13 protein-coding genes, 1 pseudogene and 1 riboswitch are annotated in these 15354 nt (G+C 61.2%); of the genes and pseudogenes, 13 read left to right on the forward strand and 1 reads right to left on the reverse strand.

The genetic code is table 11. The annotated features are described in order from the left end of the window. Window positions 1-27: 27 nt before the first annotated feature. Entirely contained in the window at window positions 28-528 is a 501-nt protein-coding gene (locus ABID44_RS13810; protein WP_354152298.1) for a nucleoside deaminase, read from the forward strand. A 32-nt stretch (window positions 529-560) separates the two neighbouring features. On the opposite strand, the gene ABID44_RS13815 is transcribed toward ABID44_RS13810, so the two are convergent. Then, window positions 561-1262 carry a GntR family transcriptional regulator gene (locus tag ABID44_RS13815; protein ID WP_354152299.1) on the reverse strand — a complete coding sequence of 234 codons (702 nt, stop codon included), beginning with the start codon at window positions 1260-1262 and terminating at the stop codon, window positions 561-563. A 250-nt stretch (window positions 1263-1512) separates the two neighbouring features. Here ABID44_RS13815 and ABID44_RS13820 point away from each other — a divergent pair. The 12 genes and pseudogenes from ABID44_RS13820 (at window position 1513) to ABID44_RS13875 (ending at window position 15314) form a co-directional block, all read left to right on the forward strand. Then, window positions 1513-2213 (forward strand): annotated as a pseudogene (locus tag ABID44_RS13820) (fumarylacetoacetate hydrolase family protein). A 5-nt stretch (window positions 2214-2218) separates the two neighbouring features. Further along, window positions 2219-3106, forward strand: a complete 888-nt coding sequence (locus ABID44_RS13825; RefSeq protein WP_354152300.1) for a polysaccharide deacetylase family protein — start codon at window positions 2219-2221, stop codon at window positions 3104-3106. Window position 3107: 1 nt separating this feature from the next. Further along, on the forward strand, window positions 3108-3968 hold the full coding sequence (locus tag ABID44_RS13830; RefSeq protein WP_354152301.1) for a branched-chain amino acid ABC transporter permease: 861 nt from the start codon (window positions 3108-3110) through the stop codon (window positions 3966-3968). Next, on the forward strand, window positions 3968-4915 hold the full coding sequence (locus tag ABID44_RS13835; RefSeq protein ID WP_354152327.1) for a branched-chain amino acid ABC transporter permease: 948 nt from the start codon (window positions 3968-3970) through the stop codon (window positions 4913-4915). The genes ABID44_RS13830 and ABID44_RS13835 overlap by 1 nt, the downstream gene beginning before the upstream one ends. 35 nt (window positions 4916-4950) lie before the next feature. Beyond that, the gene (locus ABID44_RS13840) at window positions 4951-6210 is read left to right on the forward strand and encodes an ABC transporter substrate-binding protein (RefSeq protein WP_354152302.1); all 1260 of its coding nucleotides are present in this window, start codon (window positions 4951-4953) and stop codon (window positions 6208-6210) included. Between the two features lie 60 nt (window positions 6211-6270). Further along, window positions 6271-7029 (forward strand): ABC transporter ATP-binding protein, encoded by a 759-nt coding sequence (locus ABID44_RS13845; RefSeq protein ID WP_354152303.1) that lies wholly within the window; start codon window positions 6271-6273, stop codon window positions 7027-7029. Beyond that, window positions 7022-7726, forward strand: coding sequence for an ABC transporter ATP-binding protein (locus ABID44_RS13850; protein WP_354152304.1), 705 nt, complete (start codon window positions 7022-7024; stop codon window positions 7724-7726). The genes ABID44_RS13845 and ABID44_RS13850 overlap by 8 nt, the downstream gene beginning before the upstream one ends. 71 nt (window positions 7727-7797) lie before the next feature. After that, window positions 7798-9294 (forward strand): aldehyde dehydrogenase, encoded by a 1497-nt coding sequence (locus ABID44_RS13855; protein WP_354152305.1) that lies wholly within the window; start codon window positions 7798-7800, stop codon window positions 9292-9294. Between the two features lie 7 nt (window positions 9295-9301). Then, window positions 9302-10288 carry an amidohydrolase family protein gene (locus ABID44_RS13860; RefSeq protein ID WP_354152306.1) on the forward strand — a complete coding sequence of 329 codons (987 nt, stop codon included), beginning with the start codon at window positions 9302-9304 and terminating at the stop codon, window positions 10286-10288. A 9-nt stretch (window positions 10289-10297) separates the two neighbouring features. Next, window positions 10298-11188 (forward strand): polysaccharide deacetylase family protein, encoded by an 891-nt coding sequence (locus ABID44_RS13865; protein WP_354152307.1) that lies wholly within the window; start codon window positions 10298-10300, stop codon window positions 11186-11188. A 70-nt stretch (window positions 11189-11258) separates the two neighbouring features. Beyond that, window positions 11259-12278: an asparaginase gene (locus ABID44_RS13870; RefSeq protein WP_354152308.1), complete on the forward strand. Its 1020-nt coding sequence runs from the start codon at window positions 11259-11261 to the stop codon at window positions 12276-12278. 408 nt (window positions 12279-12686) lie between these two features. Next, window positions 12687-12881, forward strand: a riboswitch (cobalamin riboswitch). 102 nt (window positions 12882-12983) lie between these two features. After that, window positions 12984-15314, forward strand: coding sequence for a TonB-dependent receptor (locus ABID44_RS13875; protein ID WP_354152309.1), 2331 nt, complete (start codon window positions 12984-12986; stop codon window positions 15312-15314). Window positions 15315-15354: the final 40 nt, after the last annotated feature.

Genomic DNA, 15354 nt, shown 5'->3' on the forward strand with positions numbered 1-15354 from the left:
CGCTATAGGCGATCGGAGCGATGAGCATTGAAGCCGGACGGACCAGTGGAGGACGATGTGAATAAGGGCGGAGACTTTCTGGAGCTAGCGATCGACCTGGCGCGGACAAATATCGCGAAGGGCGGCAGGCCCTTCGGCGCAGTGGTCGTCAAGGATGGAAATTTCGTCGCGTCCGGCGTTAACGAAACCTATTTGAGCAACGATTCCACGGATCACGCCGAGATGGCTGCGTTACGGGCCGCAAGCCGTGTTCTGCAATCGCCCGATCTGCTGCGCGGGAGCACGGTCTATGCCAGCGGCCATCCATGCCCGATGTGCGTGGCCGCCATGCGGCTGGCCGGGGTGGAGCGGGTTGTGTACGCGTTCTCCAACGAAGACGGCGCGCCCTTCGGCCTTTCCAATGCTCCGTTATACGCGGAAATGGCCAATCCATTCACCGACCTGCAGGTCGCAATCGAACATCGACCGGCAAAGCACGATCCCGATACGGGCATATATGCCGAATGGAAGCGCTCACAACCGCGGTGACCCCATGCGATGATCGAAGACGCGCCGGCTGTTCAGTTTGAGGACGGCTTGGAGTGCAGCGTGCGGATCAGAGAAAGCTTAACGCTTTCGACGTGGTCGCGCATGAGGATTTCGGCGCGGCCGCCGTCGCGCGTCAGGATCGCTTCGTAAATCCTGTGGTGGTCGTCATGCCGACGCCGCACGTCGCGAGGTTCGAATGCGATCACATTGTGATGCGATGACGGCGCGACCTGTTCCGAGATGCGGAGCATGTCCTTGATCATGCTCGAGCCGCCGGCGTTGTGAATCACGTCATGGAACGTCTTGTTGATCTGGCCGTATCTGCTGCGGTCTTCCTGGGTGAAGCTTTCCTTTTCCACCAGCAGGTCACCGGCAAGGAGCGCTGCTTCCGCGGCTTCCATCTGCTCCCGCGTCAGCCCCATCTGGGCCGCCCTGCGCGCGGCGAGACCTTCCAGCGCCGCACGAATCTCATAGGCCTGCACGATGTCTTCGAGGCTGAACTCCCGAACATAATAGCCCTTGTTCGGAGTGTGGACCAGCAACCCCTCCCCCGCAAGCGCCTGAAAAGCGGCCCGTATCGGGGTGCGCGAAACGTTGAGCCGCTCGCAGAGATGAATTTCGATCATGCGCTCGCCGGGTGCGAACTCGCCAGCCAGGATTGCGCAACGCAGCGATTCCGCAATGGATACACTTCGCGTTGTCGTTTCCGGCTCTGGTGTAGCGATCTTTTTCATCTTCATCCTGCATCGGGCGTCGAATGCCTGCGATATACCACATCACTGCCCGGGACCTAGTGTGTAACCCGCTGTTCACCCCAATTTCAACGGGGCGAGGCCAGAAAGCGGCGGCGCGGCCGGCGCTCATAAGGGGTTTTTCAAAATGTACACAAAATGCTTTGACTAAAGCAAGATTGTATTTAATGTGATGCGAGCGACGCCACGAAACCTGCAAGCAGCGGGGCATGGCAAATGACGAAGCGAGGGAATTTGCGTGGGATTTCTATTTGAGCCTGGAGTGACGGCGCTTTCGGTTTCGGGGAGCGAAGACCGGTTTCCGGTGCGCCGCGTCTATTGCGTCGGGCGCAACTATCTGGATCATATCCGAGAGATGAAGGAGGGCGACGAGCGCGATCCGCCGTTCTTTTCCAGAAGCCAACGGATTCCGTCGTTTCAACCGGGGCGGTCGTTCCGTATCCTGCGGCCACCGACGACTTCCAGTACGAAGGCGAGCTGGTCGTCGCTATCGGCGCGACAGGATACAATCTTTCGGTGGAAGACGCGAAGACGGTGATCTTCGGATATGCGGCCGGCGTCGACCTCACGCGCCGCGACCGTCAGCGCGAGTCCTTCAAGAACGGACTGCCATGGGAGATCGGCAAGAGTTTTGATCACTCGGCGGCCTGCGGCGCGGTCATGCCGGTCGCGGCGTCGGGGCACAGACTCTCGGGCATGATCTCGCTCAGCGTCAACGGTCAGATGCGTCAGCAGGGAGATCTGGCGCAGATGATCTGGAACCCTCTGGAGGTGGTGTCGCGTCTGTCGGCGCAATACCGCCTGCAGCCTGGCGACATCATCATGACCGGCACGCCGGCTGGCGTGGGCGTAATCGTTCCGGGCGATGAGGTGCTCGTCGCCATTGAGGGGGTCGAGCCTCTCGCATTTTCAATCGGGCCGAAGGAGGAGTAAGCCCCATGTTGCCGACAGAGCGCATATCATTCTCCGCCATTTCCGAGCGCGAGCCGCTCAAGCTTCCCGACGGGAAGCGCATGATTGTCTGGGTGATCGTCAATATCGAGGAGTGGGACCCCAGGGAAACCATGCCGCGTACAGTGCTGACGCCGCCGGCTGGCGGATCGCCGTCGCCGGATATTCCGAACTGGGCCTGGCATGAATATGGCAATCGGGTGGGGTTCTGGCGGCTGCTCGAAATGCTCGACAATCACGGCGTCAGGGCGGCCCTCGCCATCAACGGCAAGGCGGTCACGACCTATGAAGCTATTTCCAGAGCGGCGCTCGAGCGCGGCTGGGAATTCATGGGTCATGGCTTTGGCCAGAAGAACATGCAGAAGGTTCCCGACGAGCGGGCCGATATCCGGGCGACTGCGGATGCGATCAAGGCGTTCACGGGCAAGTTGCCGCGCGGTTGGCTCGGGCCCGGCCTGACCGAAACCTGGGAAACTCCTGACCTGCTGGTTGAAGAAGGCTTCGACTATGTGTGCGACTGGGTGCTCGACGATGAGCCGGTCGTGCTGAAGACGCGAACGGAGCCGATCGTCAACATTCCCTACACCCAGGAGTGCAACGACGTCGCGATGATGCTGATCCAGCATCACAAGGCGAGCGAGTACCATGACCGGGCGATGGATCAGTTCCATCAACTCTATCATGACAGCGCAAATTCCGCGCGCGTGATGGCGCTGGTCCTGCATCCCTACATCATGGGCGCACCGCATCGCGCCATTCACTTCCGGCGGATCCTTGAGCAGATCAGTCGCCTGCCCGATGTCGCCTTCTGGACGGGTGAGCAGATTTACGACTGGTATCTCGACCAGCGCCCCGACGCCTTGAAGGGAAAGTGACGTGGGAGGCCTGAATCTCATCCAGTTGCTGAACGGCCTGACGTTCGCTTCGCTGCTGTTCATCGTGGCGTCCGGCTTCACGTTGATCTTCGGCTTGTTGCGCATCGTCAATCTCGCCCATGGCGCGCTCTATCTGTTCGGCGGCTATATCGGCTACTCGGTGGCAGCGGCCACCGGCAACTTCTTCTTCGGCGTGCTGGCCTCGATGCTGTGCGTGGCCGTGATGGGCCTCTTGCTTGACGAGGGGCTGCTGCGCTTCGTGCGCGGGTTCGACTTGCGGCAGGTTCTCCTCACGCTCGGCGTCGCGTTCGTCCTCAACGACCTGGCCCTGGTCATCTGGGGCGGAGACACGTTCTCGGTGCCGGTGCCGGAAATGTTGCGCGGGGCGACAAGAATAGGTGGCGCCTTTTACCCCAAGTATCGGCTGTTCGTGCTGTTCCTTGGAGTGGCGGTGTTCGCCGCGCTCTGGCTGATCCTCAACCGCACGCGTCTTGGCGCACTGATCCGGGCGGGAGTGGACGACGCCGAAATGGTTGAAGCGATGGGGATCAATATCCGCCGCGTCTTCCTCGCCACCTTCATGCTCGGTGCGTCTCTGGCGGGGCTTGGCGGGGTCGTTGGCGGCGCATTCCTGACGCTGTACCCGACCGCGGATTCGGAGATTCTCGTGTTCTCCCTGGCGGTTGTGATCATCGGCGGGCGCGGAAGCCTTGTCGGCGCCGCTGTCGGTTCATTGCTGGTGGGGCTGCTGAACACGATCGGACAGGTCATGTTCCCCGAGCTCGCCTATTTCGTCATCTTCGGACCCATGGCCGCCATCCTGGCGTTCCGGCCGCTTGGGCTGTTTGGAAAGGCCGCGTGATGCTTGCTGATGGCTTTGCAAAAAACAGGCCGGCGATCATCGCGCTCGCCATCGTCCTCGTGGTCTTCGGGATCATGCCCCTGATCGGCTCCGGCTATCAGGTCAGCATCGCCACGGAAATCCTGATTTTCGCACTTCTTGCGATGTCCATCGACGTTCTTGCCGGTTACGCCGGGCGCACGTCGCTGGGGCATGGCGCGATCTTTGGCGCGTCCACCTACGTCGTCATCTATTGGACATCGGCCATGGGCGGTTCGCCGCTGGTCGCCATTATCCTCGGCGTTCTGGTCGCGGTCCTTGTGGCGGCCGTGTTCGGGTTCCTGGCCTCGCGGGTTTCGGGCGTCTATTTTCTGCTGCTCACACTGGCGCTTGGCATGATCGTCTGGGGCGTGGCTTTGCGCTGGACCAGCATCAGCGGCGGAGAAAACGGCCTGCGTGGGGTGGGACGGCCCGAATGGCTCGCCAACGCGACCGTGTTCTTCTATGTCTGTCTGGCCACCGTGGTGACGCTGTCGGCGGTGATCTGGCGATTTGTCCAGTCACCCTTCGGCCTGACGCTTCGCGGCATCAGGGATAGCGAAAGCCGCATGAGCAGCCTCGGCTATGGTTGCGCCACGCATATGTTCATCGCGTTCACCACGACCGGCTTTTTCGCAGGTGTCGCCGGCGCGCTCTACGCCTTGTTCAACAACTTCGTCAGCCCGTCGACGGTGCAGCTTGCGCAGTCGGTGGAAGGCCTGTTGATGGCCATTCTTGGCGGTATCGGAACCTTGTTCGGCGCGTTCATCGGCGCCGCTGCAATCATCCTTCTTGAAAACTTCGTCAGCCAGTACACGGCGCGGTGGCCGATGGTTCTGGGCTTCATGTTCATAGCGACGATGATCTTTGCCCCCGAGGGGGTTCTGGGAGCGTTCCGGAGGTTTTTCCGGATCAGAAAAAAGCTCTGAAATAGTTCAGACAAATGCAAGTGGAGGAGTAAGACATGGAACGCAGACAATTTCTCAAGTCAACCGGAGCGGCTTTGACGGCGACGGCCTTCGGAACGCTATCCGCCCCGGCAATCCTGCGCGCCCAGAATGCGCCGATCCGTATCGGCTTGATGACGCCGCTCAGTGGCGTCGTGGCGGCGGGCGGGCGCGAGATCGCTGAAGGTTTCAATCTGTACTGGGAAGAGCGCGGCCACACCATTGCGGGTCGCACGGTGGAAGTCCTGATCGAGGACGACGCCGGAAACCCGGATACAGCGCTGCAAAAGGCGCGGCGTCTGGTCGAGCAGGAGAAGGTGGACTTCCTGATCGGCAATTTGCTGGCCAATACCGGCCTGGCCGTCGCCAACTACGTGAAGGACAACGGCACGCCGTACTTCATTCCGGTCATCGCGGCCGATGATCTGACCCAGCGCCAGCGTATCCGCAACGTCATCCGCGTGGCGGGATACACGGCCAGCCAGATGTCGCGGCCGCTCGCCGACTGGGCCTTGAAGCAGGGTTACAAGCGCATCGCCACAATCGGCCAGGACTATTCATTCGGGCACGAGCAGTGCGCAGGCTTCGCGCAGGTGTTCACCGAGGGCGGCGGCGAGATTGTCGGGCAGTTGTGGAACCCGCTGAACACCGCCGACTTCAGCCCCTATATCGGCCAGCTGGCGGATATGAACCTGGATGCCGTGTTCGCCATGGAGCTTGGCGCCGACGCCACCCGCTTCATGAAGCAATATTCCGATTTTGGCCTCAAGGGGAACGTGCCGCTTCTGGGCGCGCAGAACTTCACCGATCAGTCCGTGATCCGCACCCTCGGCGAGGAATGTGAAGGGATTATTTCCTCGGCTCATTTCGCCGAAGGTTCGGAAAATCCGGAAACGCGAAAGTTCGTTGAGGATTACACCCGAAAGTTCGAAAGAATGCCGTCCCTTTACGGCTTCTCGCACTATTCCGGTGCGCTGTGGATCGGGCAGGTGATCGAATCCCTGAACGGCGACATTTCCGATCGCGACGCGTTCATCGATGCGGTGCTGGCCAGCGAACTGGAAAATTCTCCGCTCGGTCGTCCTGTGAAGTTCGATGACTACGGCAACCCGATCTACGACATCTACATTCGCAAGGTCGAGAAGAACGCCGATGGCAAGTACTGGAACGTGCCGATCGAGACCTATCCGCAGGTGTCGCAGTTCTGGACCTATGATCCGCAGGAATATTTGAAAGCTCCGGCTTTCTCCCGCGATTATCAAGGCATCAAGAAGTAAGTCACTCGATGCATGGGGAGGCTGCGACGCCTCCCCATGGCTCCGAAGAAGCGAGAAAACGTGTCGGAACCTGCCCTTATCCTTGAAAACGTCGTTGTTGCCTTTGGTGCGCTGAAGGCTGTCAAAGATATCTCCCTTACCGTGAAGAACGGGGAGCGCCGCGCCATCATCGGACCGAACGGCGCTGGAAAGACCACGCTGTTCAACGCGATTACCGGCGTCTACCGGCCGACCTCCGGCCGTGTCACCTTCGATGGCGCCGATGTGTCGAGAAAGGCCGCCCATGTGCGGACCCGTCTGGGCATGAGCCGCACGTTCCAGATCACCAATCTGTTTCCGACGCTGACGGTTCGCGAAAACATGCTGCTGGCGCTTCTGGGAACGTCGCCACGCAAATTTTCCCTGTTCGGAAGCTCGGACCCGACCGCCGACGACCGCGAGCGTATCGATGCGGCCCTCGGCCTGTCGAAGCTCAACGATCGGGCCGGAGCGGCTGTCCGCGACCTGTCCTATGGCGAACAGCGGCAGCTTGAAATGGCCATGGCTCTTGTGACCCGGCCAAAGCTGCTTCTGCTGGACGAGCCGGCAGCCGGCCTGTCTCCCGCCGAGCGGGTCATTGTTTCCGACATAGTCAGGTCGCTTCCGCGGGATCTGACGGTCATCCTGATCGAGCACGACATGGACCTCGTTCTCAAGCTCGTGGATTGGGTGACGTGCCTGAACAACGGCGAATTTCTCGCGGAAGGCTCGCCCGAAGCGATCAGCAAGGACCAGAAGGTCCAGGACGTCTATCTCGGAAAGGCGCGCGATCATGCTTGAGATCAAGGATGTTCAGAGTTTCTACGGCGACGCGCTCGTGCTGAATGGCGTCACCATGAACGTGAACCCCGGCGAGGTGGTGGCGCTTCTGGGGCGAAACGGCATGGGCAAGACGACCCTGATCCGGTCGATCATGTGCCTTGCGCAACCGCAGGTTCGCGCCGGCTCGATCAAGTGGAAGGGCGAGGAACTGCGTGGCCTCAAGCCCCATTCTGTGGCGCGGCGCAAGATCGCCCTGGTTCCGCAGGGCCGCAGGCTGTTCCCTTCCCTGACAGTGACCGAGCATCTGACCATGATGAAGCCGGCGAGCGCGAAGGAAGGCTGGACCAGCGACAAGATTTTCCAGATGTTTCCCCGACTTGCGGAACGTCGCTTCCATCGTGGCAACGAGCTTTCGGGCGGTGAGAGGCAGATGCTCGCTGTCGGGCGCGCGCTGATGATCGATCCGGAAGTCGTTCTGATGGACGAGCCCTCGGAAGGGCTGGCGCCGGTGATGGTGCAGCATCTGGAAACAATCATCGCGGATCTGGGAAAGACCGGACTGGGCATCCTGCTTGTGGAGCAGAATCTCTACAGCGCGCTTGCCGTGTGCGACCGCGTCTATGTGATGGAGACCGGCCGCATCGTGCATGAGGCGACAGCGCAGCACATCCGCGACGATCCTGCCCCGCTGATGAAGTATCTCGTCGTCCAGTAACCGCACCGCCTTCCCGCGAAGGACGGTTGAAAGGTGCTGGCCTGACAGGCAGCGCCGCTGTGGAGCGCCATATGAAGAAGAATTGGGACCTGTTCATCGACGGCGGATATCGTCCGGCGATTTCCGGCAAGAGGTTCACCGTCGAGAACCCGTGGAACGGCGAGACCATCGCTTCTGTCGCCGAAGGCGAAGCGGCTGATATCGAGGCCGCCATCGACGCCGCGGAACGTGCTTTTGGCGGCTGGTCCTCGTTGTCGGGGGCCGAGCGGGGCGACATCATGCACCGCGCCGCCGACCATCTCAAAAAGCGCCTTCCCGAACTGGTGACGATCGAGATCGACCAGATCGGGCGGGCACGCCGCGAAATGACCGCCCAGATGGCGCGTCTTCCCGAGTGGTTCTCCTATTTCGCCGCGGTTGCCCGCACCCATGAGGACACGGCGCCGCCATTCGCCGGCGACTATCTGAACTACACCAAACGGGTTCCGCTCGGCGTGGTTGGACATGTGACGCCGTGGAACCACCCGCTGCTCATCCTGACGAAGAAGGTCGCCCCTTCGCTTGCCGCTGGCAATACGATGGTGGTGAAGCCGTCGGAACTGGCCCCCATCACGTCATTGCTGCTTGGCGAGATACTGAAGGAAGCGGGCGTTCCGGACGGCGTTTACAACGTTGTTCCGGGGTTTGGCGCGACCGCCGGCGCTGCGCTGACGACAAGCGCGCGCGTGCGCAAGCTCGACCTCACAGGCGGCACCGAAACGGGCAAGCGCGTGGCGGCGGCCGCTGGCGCAAATCTGGTGAAAATCGCAGCCGAACTTGGCGGCAAGGCGGCGCTGATCGCCTTTGAGGACATGAATATCGAACGGGTCGTTGCGGCGACGCTGTTTGCATCCTTCATCGCCACGGGGCAGACCTGCGTCCAGGGCTCACGCCTGCTGGTGCACCGTTCCATCCACGACGAAGTGGTGAAGCGACTGGTGGAGCGGGTCGCTCATATCCGCCTTGGCGCGCCTCAGGACGAAGCCACGCAACTCGGTCCGATGGTGTCGCAGCGACAGCGCGATACGGTCGAACGCTATGTCCGGATCGGTGTCGAGGAGGATGGCGCGACGCTTGCCTATGGTGGCACGCGTCCGGATGGCGACGCCTTCGACAAGGGGTATTTCATCAAGCCCGCGATCTTCATCAATGTCAGGCCGGACATGCGCATCGCGCAGGAGGAGATTTTCGGGCCTGTCGTCTGCGTCATTCCCTTCGACAGCGAGGAAGAAGCCATTTCCATCGCCAATGGAACCGAATTTGGCCTTGCAACCAGTATCTGGACCCGGGACATCGCCCGCGCCCACCGGGTCGCGCACAAGCTTCTCTCCGGCATCACCTGGATCAACGACCATCACCGTATCGACCCCGCATCGCCCTGGGGCGGGTTCAAGATGAGCGGCCTTGGCCGGGAAAACGGTCTCGTCGCCTACGAAGAATACACCCAGATCCAGAATATCATCGTCAACCTCTCCGACACGGAATTCGACTGGTACGCCGATGACGGCCAGCCGAAACGCTATAGCTGAGCACGCAATGAACATCGATTTCCACAGTCACGTCATTCCGCAGGCTTTTGTTGAGGCGATCGCCACCGGGACCCTGCCCCTGATGGCGCATATCGACGGCGCCGGCGCTGAGCGCAAGGTCGTACACGCACAGGGATACGTCTATCCTCTGTTTGCCGAATTCACCGATGTGTCCGCCAAGATCGCCGCCATGGATCGCAAGGGGCTGGACATATCCGTCCTGTCTCCGGCCCCGCCGACATTCACGTATTGGAGCGACGAGCAACTGGCAACCGACGTGACGAGGCTCGTCAACGACGGCGTCGCGGAGATGGTTGCGCAGCGGCCGGACCGGTTGCGTGGCATGGGCATCCTGCCGATGCAGCACCCCGATGCCGCGGTTGCGGAACTTGAGCGCATCGTCGCTGTGCATGGGTTCCGCGCGGTGGAGATCGGCACCCGCATCGAAGGCGCGAAACTCAGCGATCCCCGCTTCCGCCCCGTCCTGCGCCGCGCGCAGGAACTGGAGGTGTTCGTGATGACCCATCCCTACTACATCGGCAACAAATCAGGGCTGGAGGACTATTACCTCACCAACCTCATAGGCAATCCGCTGGAAACCGCCCTTATGGTGGCGGACCTGATGTTCAGCGGAACCCTGGACGACCTTCCGGAGCTGAAGCTGGGGCTGGCGCATGGCGGCGGCTTCGTTCCCTATCAGATCGGCCGCCTGGTGCGCGGACATCGGATGCGCAGCGAAACCAATGCGGTCTCCTCGACATCTCCGCTGGAACTCATGCGCCGGTTTTACTTCGACACCGTGCTGTTCGAGCCCCGGTCGATTTCGTTTCTCGCCGAACTGGTCGGAGCCGACAAGGTGTTTCTCGGCACGGACGCCCCTTTCGACATGGGCGATGAGGAGCCGCTGAATACGATCAGCGCGGCGCCGGGGCTGACCGACGCCCAGCGTCGACGTATCTGCGCCGGCACGGCGCTGGCGTTGCTGGGAGAGTAGGAGACGATCATGACGAACGAGGCCACAGGGTCGACGTTGAGGCAAAGGCTCGACTATTCCCCGATCACCGACCGCAAGCCGCTTTCCCTGCCCGGTAATGCGCGGGTCGCGGTCTGGACGATTGTCAATGCGGAAAACTGGCGGCCGACAGGGCCGATGCCGCGAACTGTGCTGCCGCCGCCGATGGGCCAGCCCTTGCTGCCTGACGTCCCCAACTGGGCCTGGCATGAATATGGCATGCGTGTCGGGTTCTGGCGGTTCCATGAAGTCCTGACCGCGCGGAAACTCAAGGCAAGTTTTGCGGTCAACGGAACCGTTTGCGAGCTTTACCCCCAGGTGTGCCAGGCGGCGCTCGACGCAGGCTGGGATTTCATGGGGCATGGCTTCGTCCAGCAACCGATGCATCGCCTCGAAGACCAGAAAGCCGCGATCAGCGCGACCATCGAGGCGATCCGCGACTTCACCGGGCGGCCGCCGCGCGGCTGGGAAAGCCCCGGCTTGACGGAAACGGACGAAACGCTCGATCTCCTTGCAGAAGCCGGCATCGAATATGTGGCGGACTGGGTTCTGGACGATCAGCCGGTGTCGTTGCGCACGCGCGTCGGAAACATCGTCTCGGTGCCCTACACTGTTGAGATCAACGATGTCGTGATGACGGCGATCCAGCAGTCGCCGTCTGACGAAATCTACCGCCGCGGCAAGGACCAGTTCGACCGGCTCTATCAGGAAGGAGCGCAGATCCCGCGCGTCATGGCGATATCGATCCATCCCTATCTGACGGGCGCACCGCATCGCATCAAATATCTGGAGATGCTGTACGACTATATTCTGTCCAGGGACGATGTGGTGATGTGGACCGGCGCCGAAATCCTCGACTGGTATCGCGGCCAGATCGGCTGAGCGGAATCGCGAGGCATCGGACCGAAAAGTGAAACCGGCGCGGCGAGGACCGCGCCAGAAGGAGATTGGCATGAGCTTGCCGCGTGTATTGCTTGTCTCGCTGGGTGGCACGATCACCATGACGTCGGCGACCGCGGGAAGCGGGATTTCCCCGACGCTGACGGGTGCGGATCTCGTCGCCGCGGTGCCCGCCCTCAAAGCGCTGGCCGATATCGAGGCCGTGTCTCCGTTTCGCTTGCCGGGCGCATCCCTGACGCTGCCCAATCTGCGCGATGTGGCTGAACTCATCGGCACCCGACTTGCTCAGGACGGGTTCGCCGGGGCCATTGTCGTTCAGGGCACGGACACGATCGAGGAAACGGCGTTTGTGCTTGACCTGCTGGTGCAAAGCGAACGGCCGGTGGTTGTGGTGGGGGCGATGCGCGGCGCGGAAGCGCCGGGGGCGGACGGACCTGCGAACCTGCTGGCGGCGACCATAGTTGCAGCAGACCCGCAGGCCGCAGGCCTTGGAACGGTGGTCGTTCTCAACGACGCAATTCACGCCGCGCGCCGGGTGCAGAAGGTCAGCACCTTCCTGCCTTCAGCATTTGAATCCATGGGGAGCGGCCCGATTGGCCACGTCGTCGAGGGGCGGGTGCACCTTCACATGCGCCCGGCGAGAAAGGCTCCGATCGCCGGGGGCCTGGCGCAGCCGGGCATGCCGGTGGCGCTGGTGACAGCCTGCCTCGGAGATGACGGCCGCGCGCTGCGCCAGCTGCCGGACCTCGGCTATGCCGGCCTCGTGGTGGAGGCCATGGGCGCGGGGCACGTTCCCGATGTGTTGGTGGACCCACTGGCGGAACTGGCGCAAAAAATTCCGGTCGTGCTCAGCACGCGGGTGGCCGCCGGTCCGGTATTCAGGGCCACCTACAATTTCGGCGGTTCGGAAATCGACCTCCTGTCTCGCGGGCTCATTCACGGCGGCGACATCGGAAGCCTCAAAGCGCGGCTGCTGCTGTCGCTCCTCCTCGGAACGGGTGTTCAGGGATCAGATCTCGCCACCGCCTTTTCCGGCTATGCCTCCAGTTGTGCGCCAAGCGCAGCCATTTGAAATCCCTGCAGCAGGCGAAACCGGGTTCTGCGTGCATGTCGGTTTTGCGAGTTGCTCCCGCAATCGTACTGTCATGTCGCCCTCGACGAAGGGAGCCTGGATTTTCCGTCCGGCTCCTTCATCTTCCCTGCCTGAGGCGTCTGGTTGCGGCAAGACGACCATATTGCGGGTGATCGCAGGTTTCGAGCCACCTGCTTTGGCGGGTCCGCCCCCGCAGCAGGGGCCTGTTTCGGCCCATTCGGAAGGCGAGCAATGTGAGGTGTCCGGCCGGCCTGTGAGCAGGCGATCCGACCTTCAAAGAGCCCTCCCCTTACGTGCAGCCAAGCTCCCGATTGGTGGGCATCCTCGGAGTCGAGCCATGGCTTATGCAAAGGGCCTGGCGGTAATTGACTTGTGGACAGTCCGTGCTATCGAGGGTGCGGTTATGGTTCTTTCGTCTACGTCCGGTAGCGAAAGCTAAGAGGGAATCCGGTGGAAAGCCGGAGCTGCCCCGCAACTGTAAGCGGAGAGTGCGCCGTCACTTATTGTCACTGGCTTTGCCGGGAAGACAGACGGTGCGCAACGACCCGTGAGCCAGGAGACCTGCCTGACCGTGGAAGTTCGGTGGGCGGGGTGTACCACTGGAATGTGCAGCATTTGGGCGCGAAAACCGCCTGATGCGGCGCTAGTCTTGCAAGCCCCCGTTGTAAAAAGAGAGGGGGAGCAATGGCTGTCTTCACATATTTCACTGCAAACCGCGTCGTCCGGTACGGACGAAGCTTCGGCGCCCTGCTCGGGCTTGGGGCGGCGATCATCGCCGCTGGAGGGCCGGATCATGCTTTCGGCCAAGCCAGAACCGAACAGAGCACGGAGGATATTGAAAAACCGCAATCTCCCCTGCTGACGCCGGAGGAAGCCATTCTTCTGGAGCGCATCACCGTCACCGCCCAGCGCGGCCCGCATGAACTGTTCAATGTCGCACAGAACGTAACGGTGCTCACCGGCGAGCAGCTCGACAGAAGGGCGGTTCGCGACATCGAGGATATGGTGCGCTACCTACCAGGCCTGAGCGTCGACCGCGAAACCTCGCTCAACAACCCCTATGGCCAGCTCGGCGCCTTCAGCATTCGGGGCGTGGGAGGTAACCGCGTCCAGATACTGGTTGACGGCGCGCGGGTGCAGGAACAGACAATTTATGGCAGCCGCGATTTTGTCGACCCCTTCAATATGCAAGCGGTGGAGATCGTTCGAGGGCCATCTTCCGTGCTTTGGGGCGCAGATGCGCTGGGCGGCGTCGTTTCATTTCGCACGCGTGATCCGCGGGATCTTCTGGCGGGCGGCGAAAAGCCCTGGGCAGGCGAAATCAAGAGCGCCTATGACAGTTTTGACGGCAGCTTCCGCAAGCAGTTCACAGCAGCTGCCGAGCAGGGCGACTTCCAGATGCTGGCGAGTTTCGGTCACCTTTCGGCACATGAACCACGCCTGAGAAATGCCCGCGCTGATGGTGGCATCTGGGGATGTCCGCGCCCGAGTTATTTCGGCTGCGACAAACTGTTCGATGCCGATACCTACGCCTGGAATGCGCTCGGCAAGCTCATCTGGACCCCCGAGGACCACGAATTCCGACTAACGGGAGAATTCTTCAAGCGTCACACCGAAGTCGATCAGGTGTGGGACGCTTTTGCTGCTTCCAGCGGTTATTCAAGCGCCAGCTATCCGCGTGAACTCGACATGCAACGCGTGCGCCTTGCGCTGGAGCACAAATGGACGCTGAACACTCCGTTGGTCGACGAAATCAAGTGGCAGCTGTCCTATTCGCCGCAAAAGCGCGACACGTCCGGCACTCAGACCCGCATCTTCGCCACGCGCACCGACACCTACACGCCTGTGCGCAACTATGGCGAAGCATTTCTTGAGGCGGATTTGCAGCTGACCAGTCGCTTCGAGACAGGCGGTGTTTCGCACAAGCTGATCTACGGCTTCGACGGGGACCTGACTGATTCCTCCTATGACGGCTATAACATCGTCCATCGATCCGACACTGACGCTACGACCATCCAGACCAATCAGGGCTACAATTTCCCCGAGGTGAAGACCCGTCGAGCGGATTTCTATGTCCAGGACGAGATGGAACTGCTGGATGGGCGGCTGAAAATCACCCCCGGCCTGCGCTTTGCGACCTATAGAATCGATCCTACCGCCGACACGGAGTACAATCCGCTTCCAGGCAACGAACCTGAGGTGACAAGCAACACCAGACTTATCAAAAAGCTCGGACTGATCTACGAACTGGATGATAGTTACTCAGTCTACGCCTCCTATGGCGAAGGCTTCAAAATGCCCACTTCACAGCAGATGTTCGTGTCGGCCAACGATCCGTTCATTGGGGGCATCGTTCTGCCAAACCCCCATCTGAAACCGGAATCGGTCAAGAACTACGAACTGGGCATCAGAGGCCTGCTCGACCGCGGAAGCTTCAGCGCCGGCATATTCTATGCCGATTATCAGGACTTCATCCGCGGACCTATGAACCTTGACCCGACGCGGCCCAATGTATGGACCTACGACAATGTCGAGGATGTGAAGCTGTGGGGCATCGAGTTCGCAGGCGAATACGAGTTCCACACCGACTGGTGGGCATCGGCCGCGATCTCCTATCAATATGGCATACAGAAAGTGGCGGGGGCGAACAGGACACCCTTTGACGGGGCGGCGCCGCTGACGGCGACGCTCGGCCTGCGTCACTTCATGGCCGACTGGAATCTGGAAGCAGAGGTGTCAGGTATTTTCGGTGCGGCGGTGACCCGTCGTTCCAGCCCGAACGCCTTCCTGCCGGGGGCTTATGCCGTGTTCGACGCCTATGTGAACTGGAACCCGCGGAGCAATCTGGAACTGAACGCGGGTATCCAGAACATGTTCGATACACGTTACTTCAGAAACAGCCTCTACGGATATGATGTGGTTCCCGCCAGCGCGGCGACGGCGGGGGCAAGGCCGCTGGAAGCCCAGATTGCGCCGGGTCGCACCTTCAAGCTGGGCGCGACAGTGCGCTTCTAGAGCATTTCCATCGAAAGCGTGAAACGGTTTTGCGCCCGGA

The organism is Aquamicrobium ahrensii (assembly GCF_040545755.1).
Classification (GTDB): Bacteria; Pseudomonadota; Alphaproteobacteria; order Rhizobiales; family Rhizobiaceae; genus Mesorhizobium; species Mesorhizobium ahrensii.

Excerpts from the sequence above, each read along its gene's own strand:
- ABID44_RS13815 (WP_354152299.1), bottom strand. The coding sequence starts at position 1,262 with ATGAAAAAGATCGCTACACCAGAGCCGGAAACGACAACGCGAAGTGTA.
- ABID44_RS13825 (WP_354152300.1), top strand. The coding sequence starts at position 2,219 with ATGTTGCCGACAGAGCGCATATCATTCTCCGCCATTTCCGAGCGCGAG.
- ABID44_RS13835 (WP_354152327.1), top strand. The coding sequence starts at position 3,968 with ATGCTTGCTGATGGCTTTGCAAAAAACAGGCCGGCGATCATCGCGCTC.
- ABID44_RS13840 (WP_354152302.1), top strand. The coding sequence starts at position 4,951 with ATGGAACGCAGACAATTTCTCAAGTCAACCGGAGCGGCTTTGACGGCG.
- ABID44_RS13850 (WP_354152304.1), top strand. The coding sequence starts at position 7,022 with ATGCTTGAGATCAAGGATGTTCAGAGTTTCTACGGCGACGCGCTCGTG.
- ABID44_RS13855 (WP_354152305.1), top strand. The coding sequence starts at position 7,798 with ATGAAGAAGAATTGGGACCTGTTCATCGACGGCGGATATCGTCCGGCG.
- ABID44_RS13860 (WP_354152306.1), top strand. The coding sequence starts at position 9,302 with ATGAACATCGATTTCCACAGTCACGTCATTCCGCAGGCTTTTGTTGAG.
- ABID44_RS13865 (WP_354152307.1), top strand. The coding sequence starts at position 10,298 with ATGACGAACGAGGCCACAGGGTCGACGTTGAGGCAAAGGCTCGACTAT.
- ABID44_RS13870 (WP_354152308.1), top strand. The coding sequence starts at position 11,259 with ATGAGCTTGCCGCGTGTATTGCTTGTCTCGCTGGGTGGCACGATCACC.
- ABID44_RS13875 (WP_354152309.1), top strand. The coding sequence starts at position 12,984 with ATGGCTGTCTTCACATATTTCACTGCAAACCGCGTCGTCCGGTACGGA.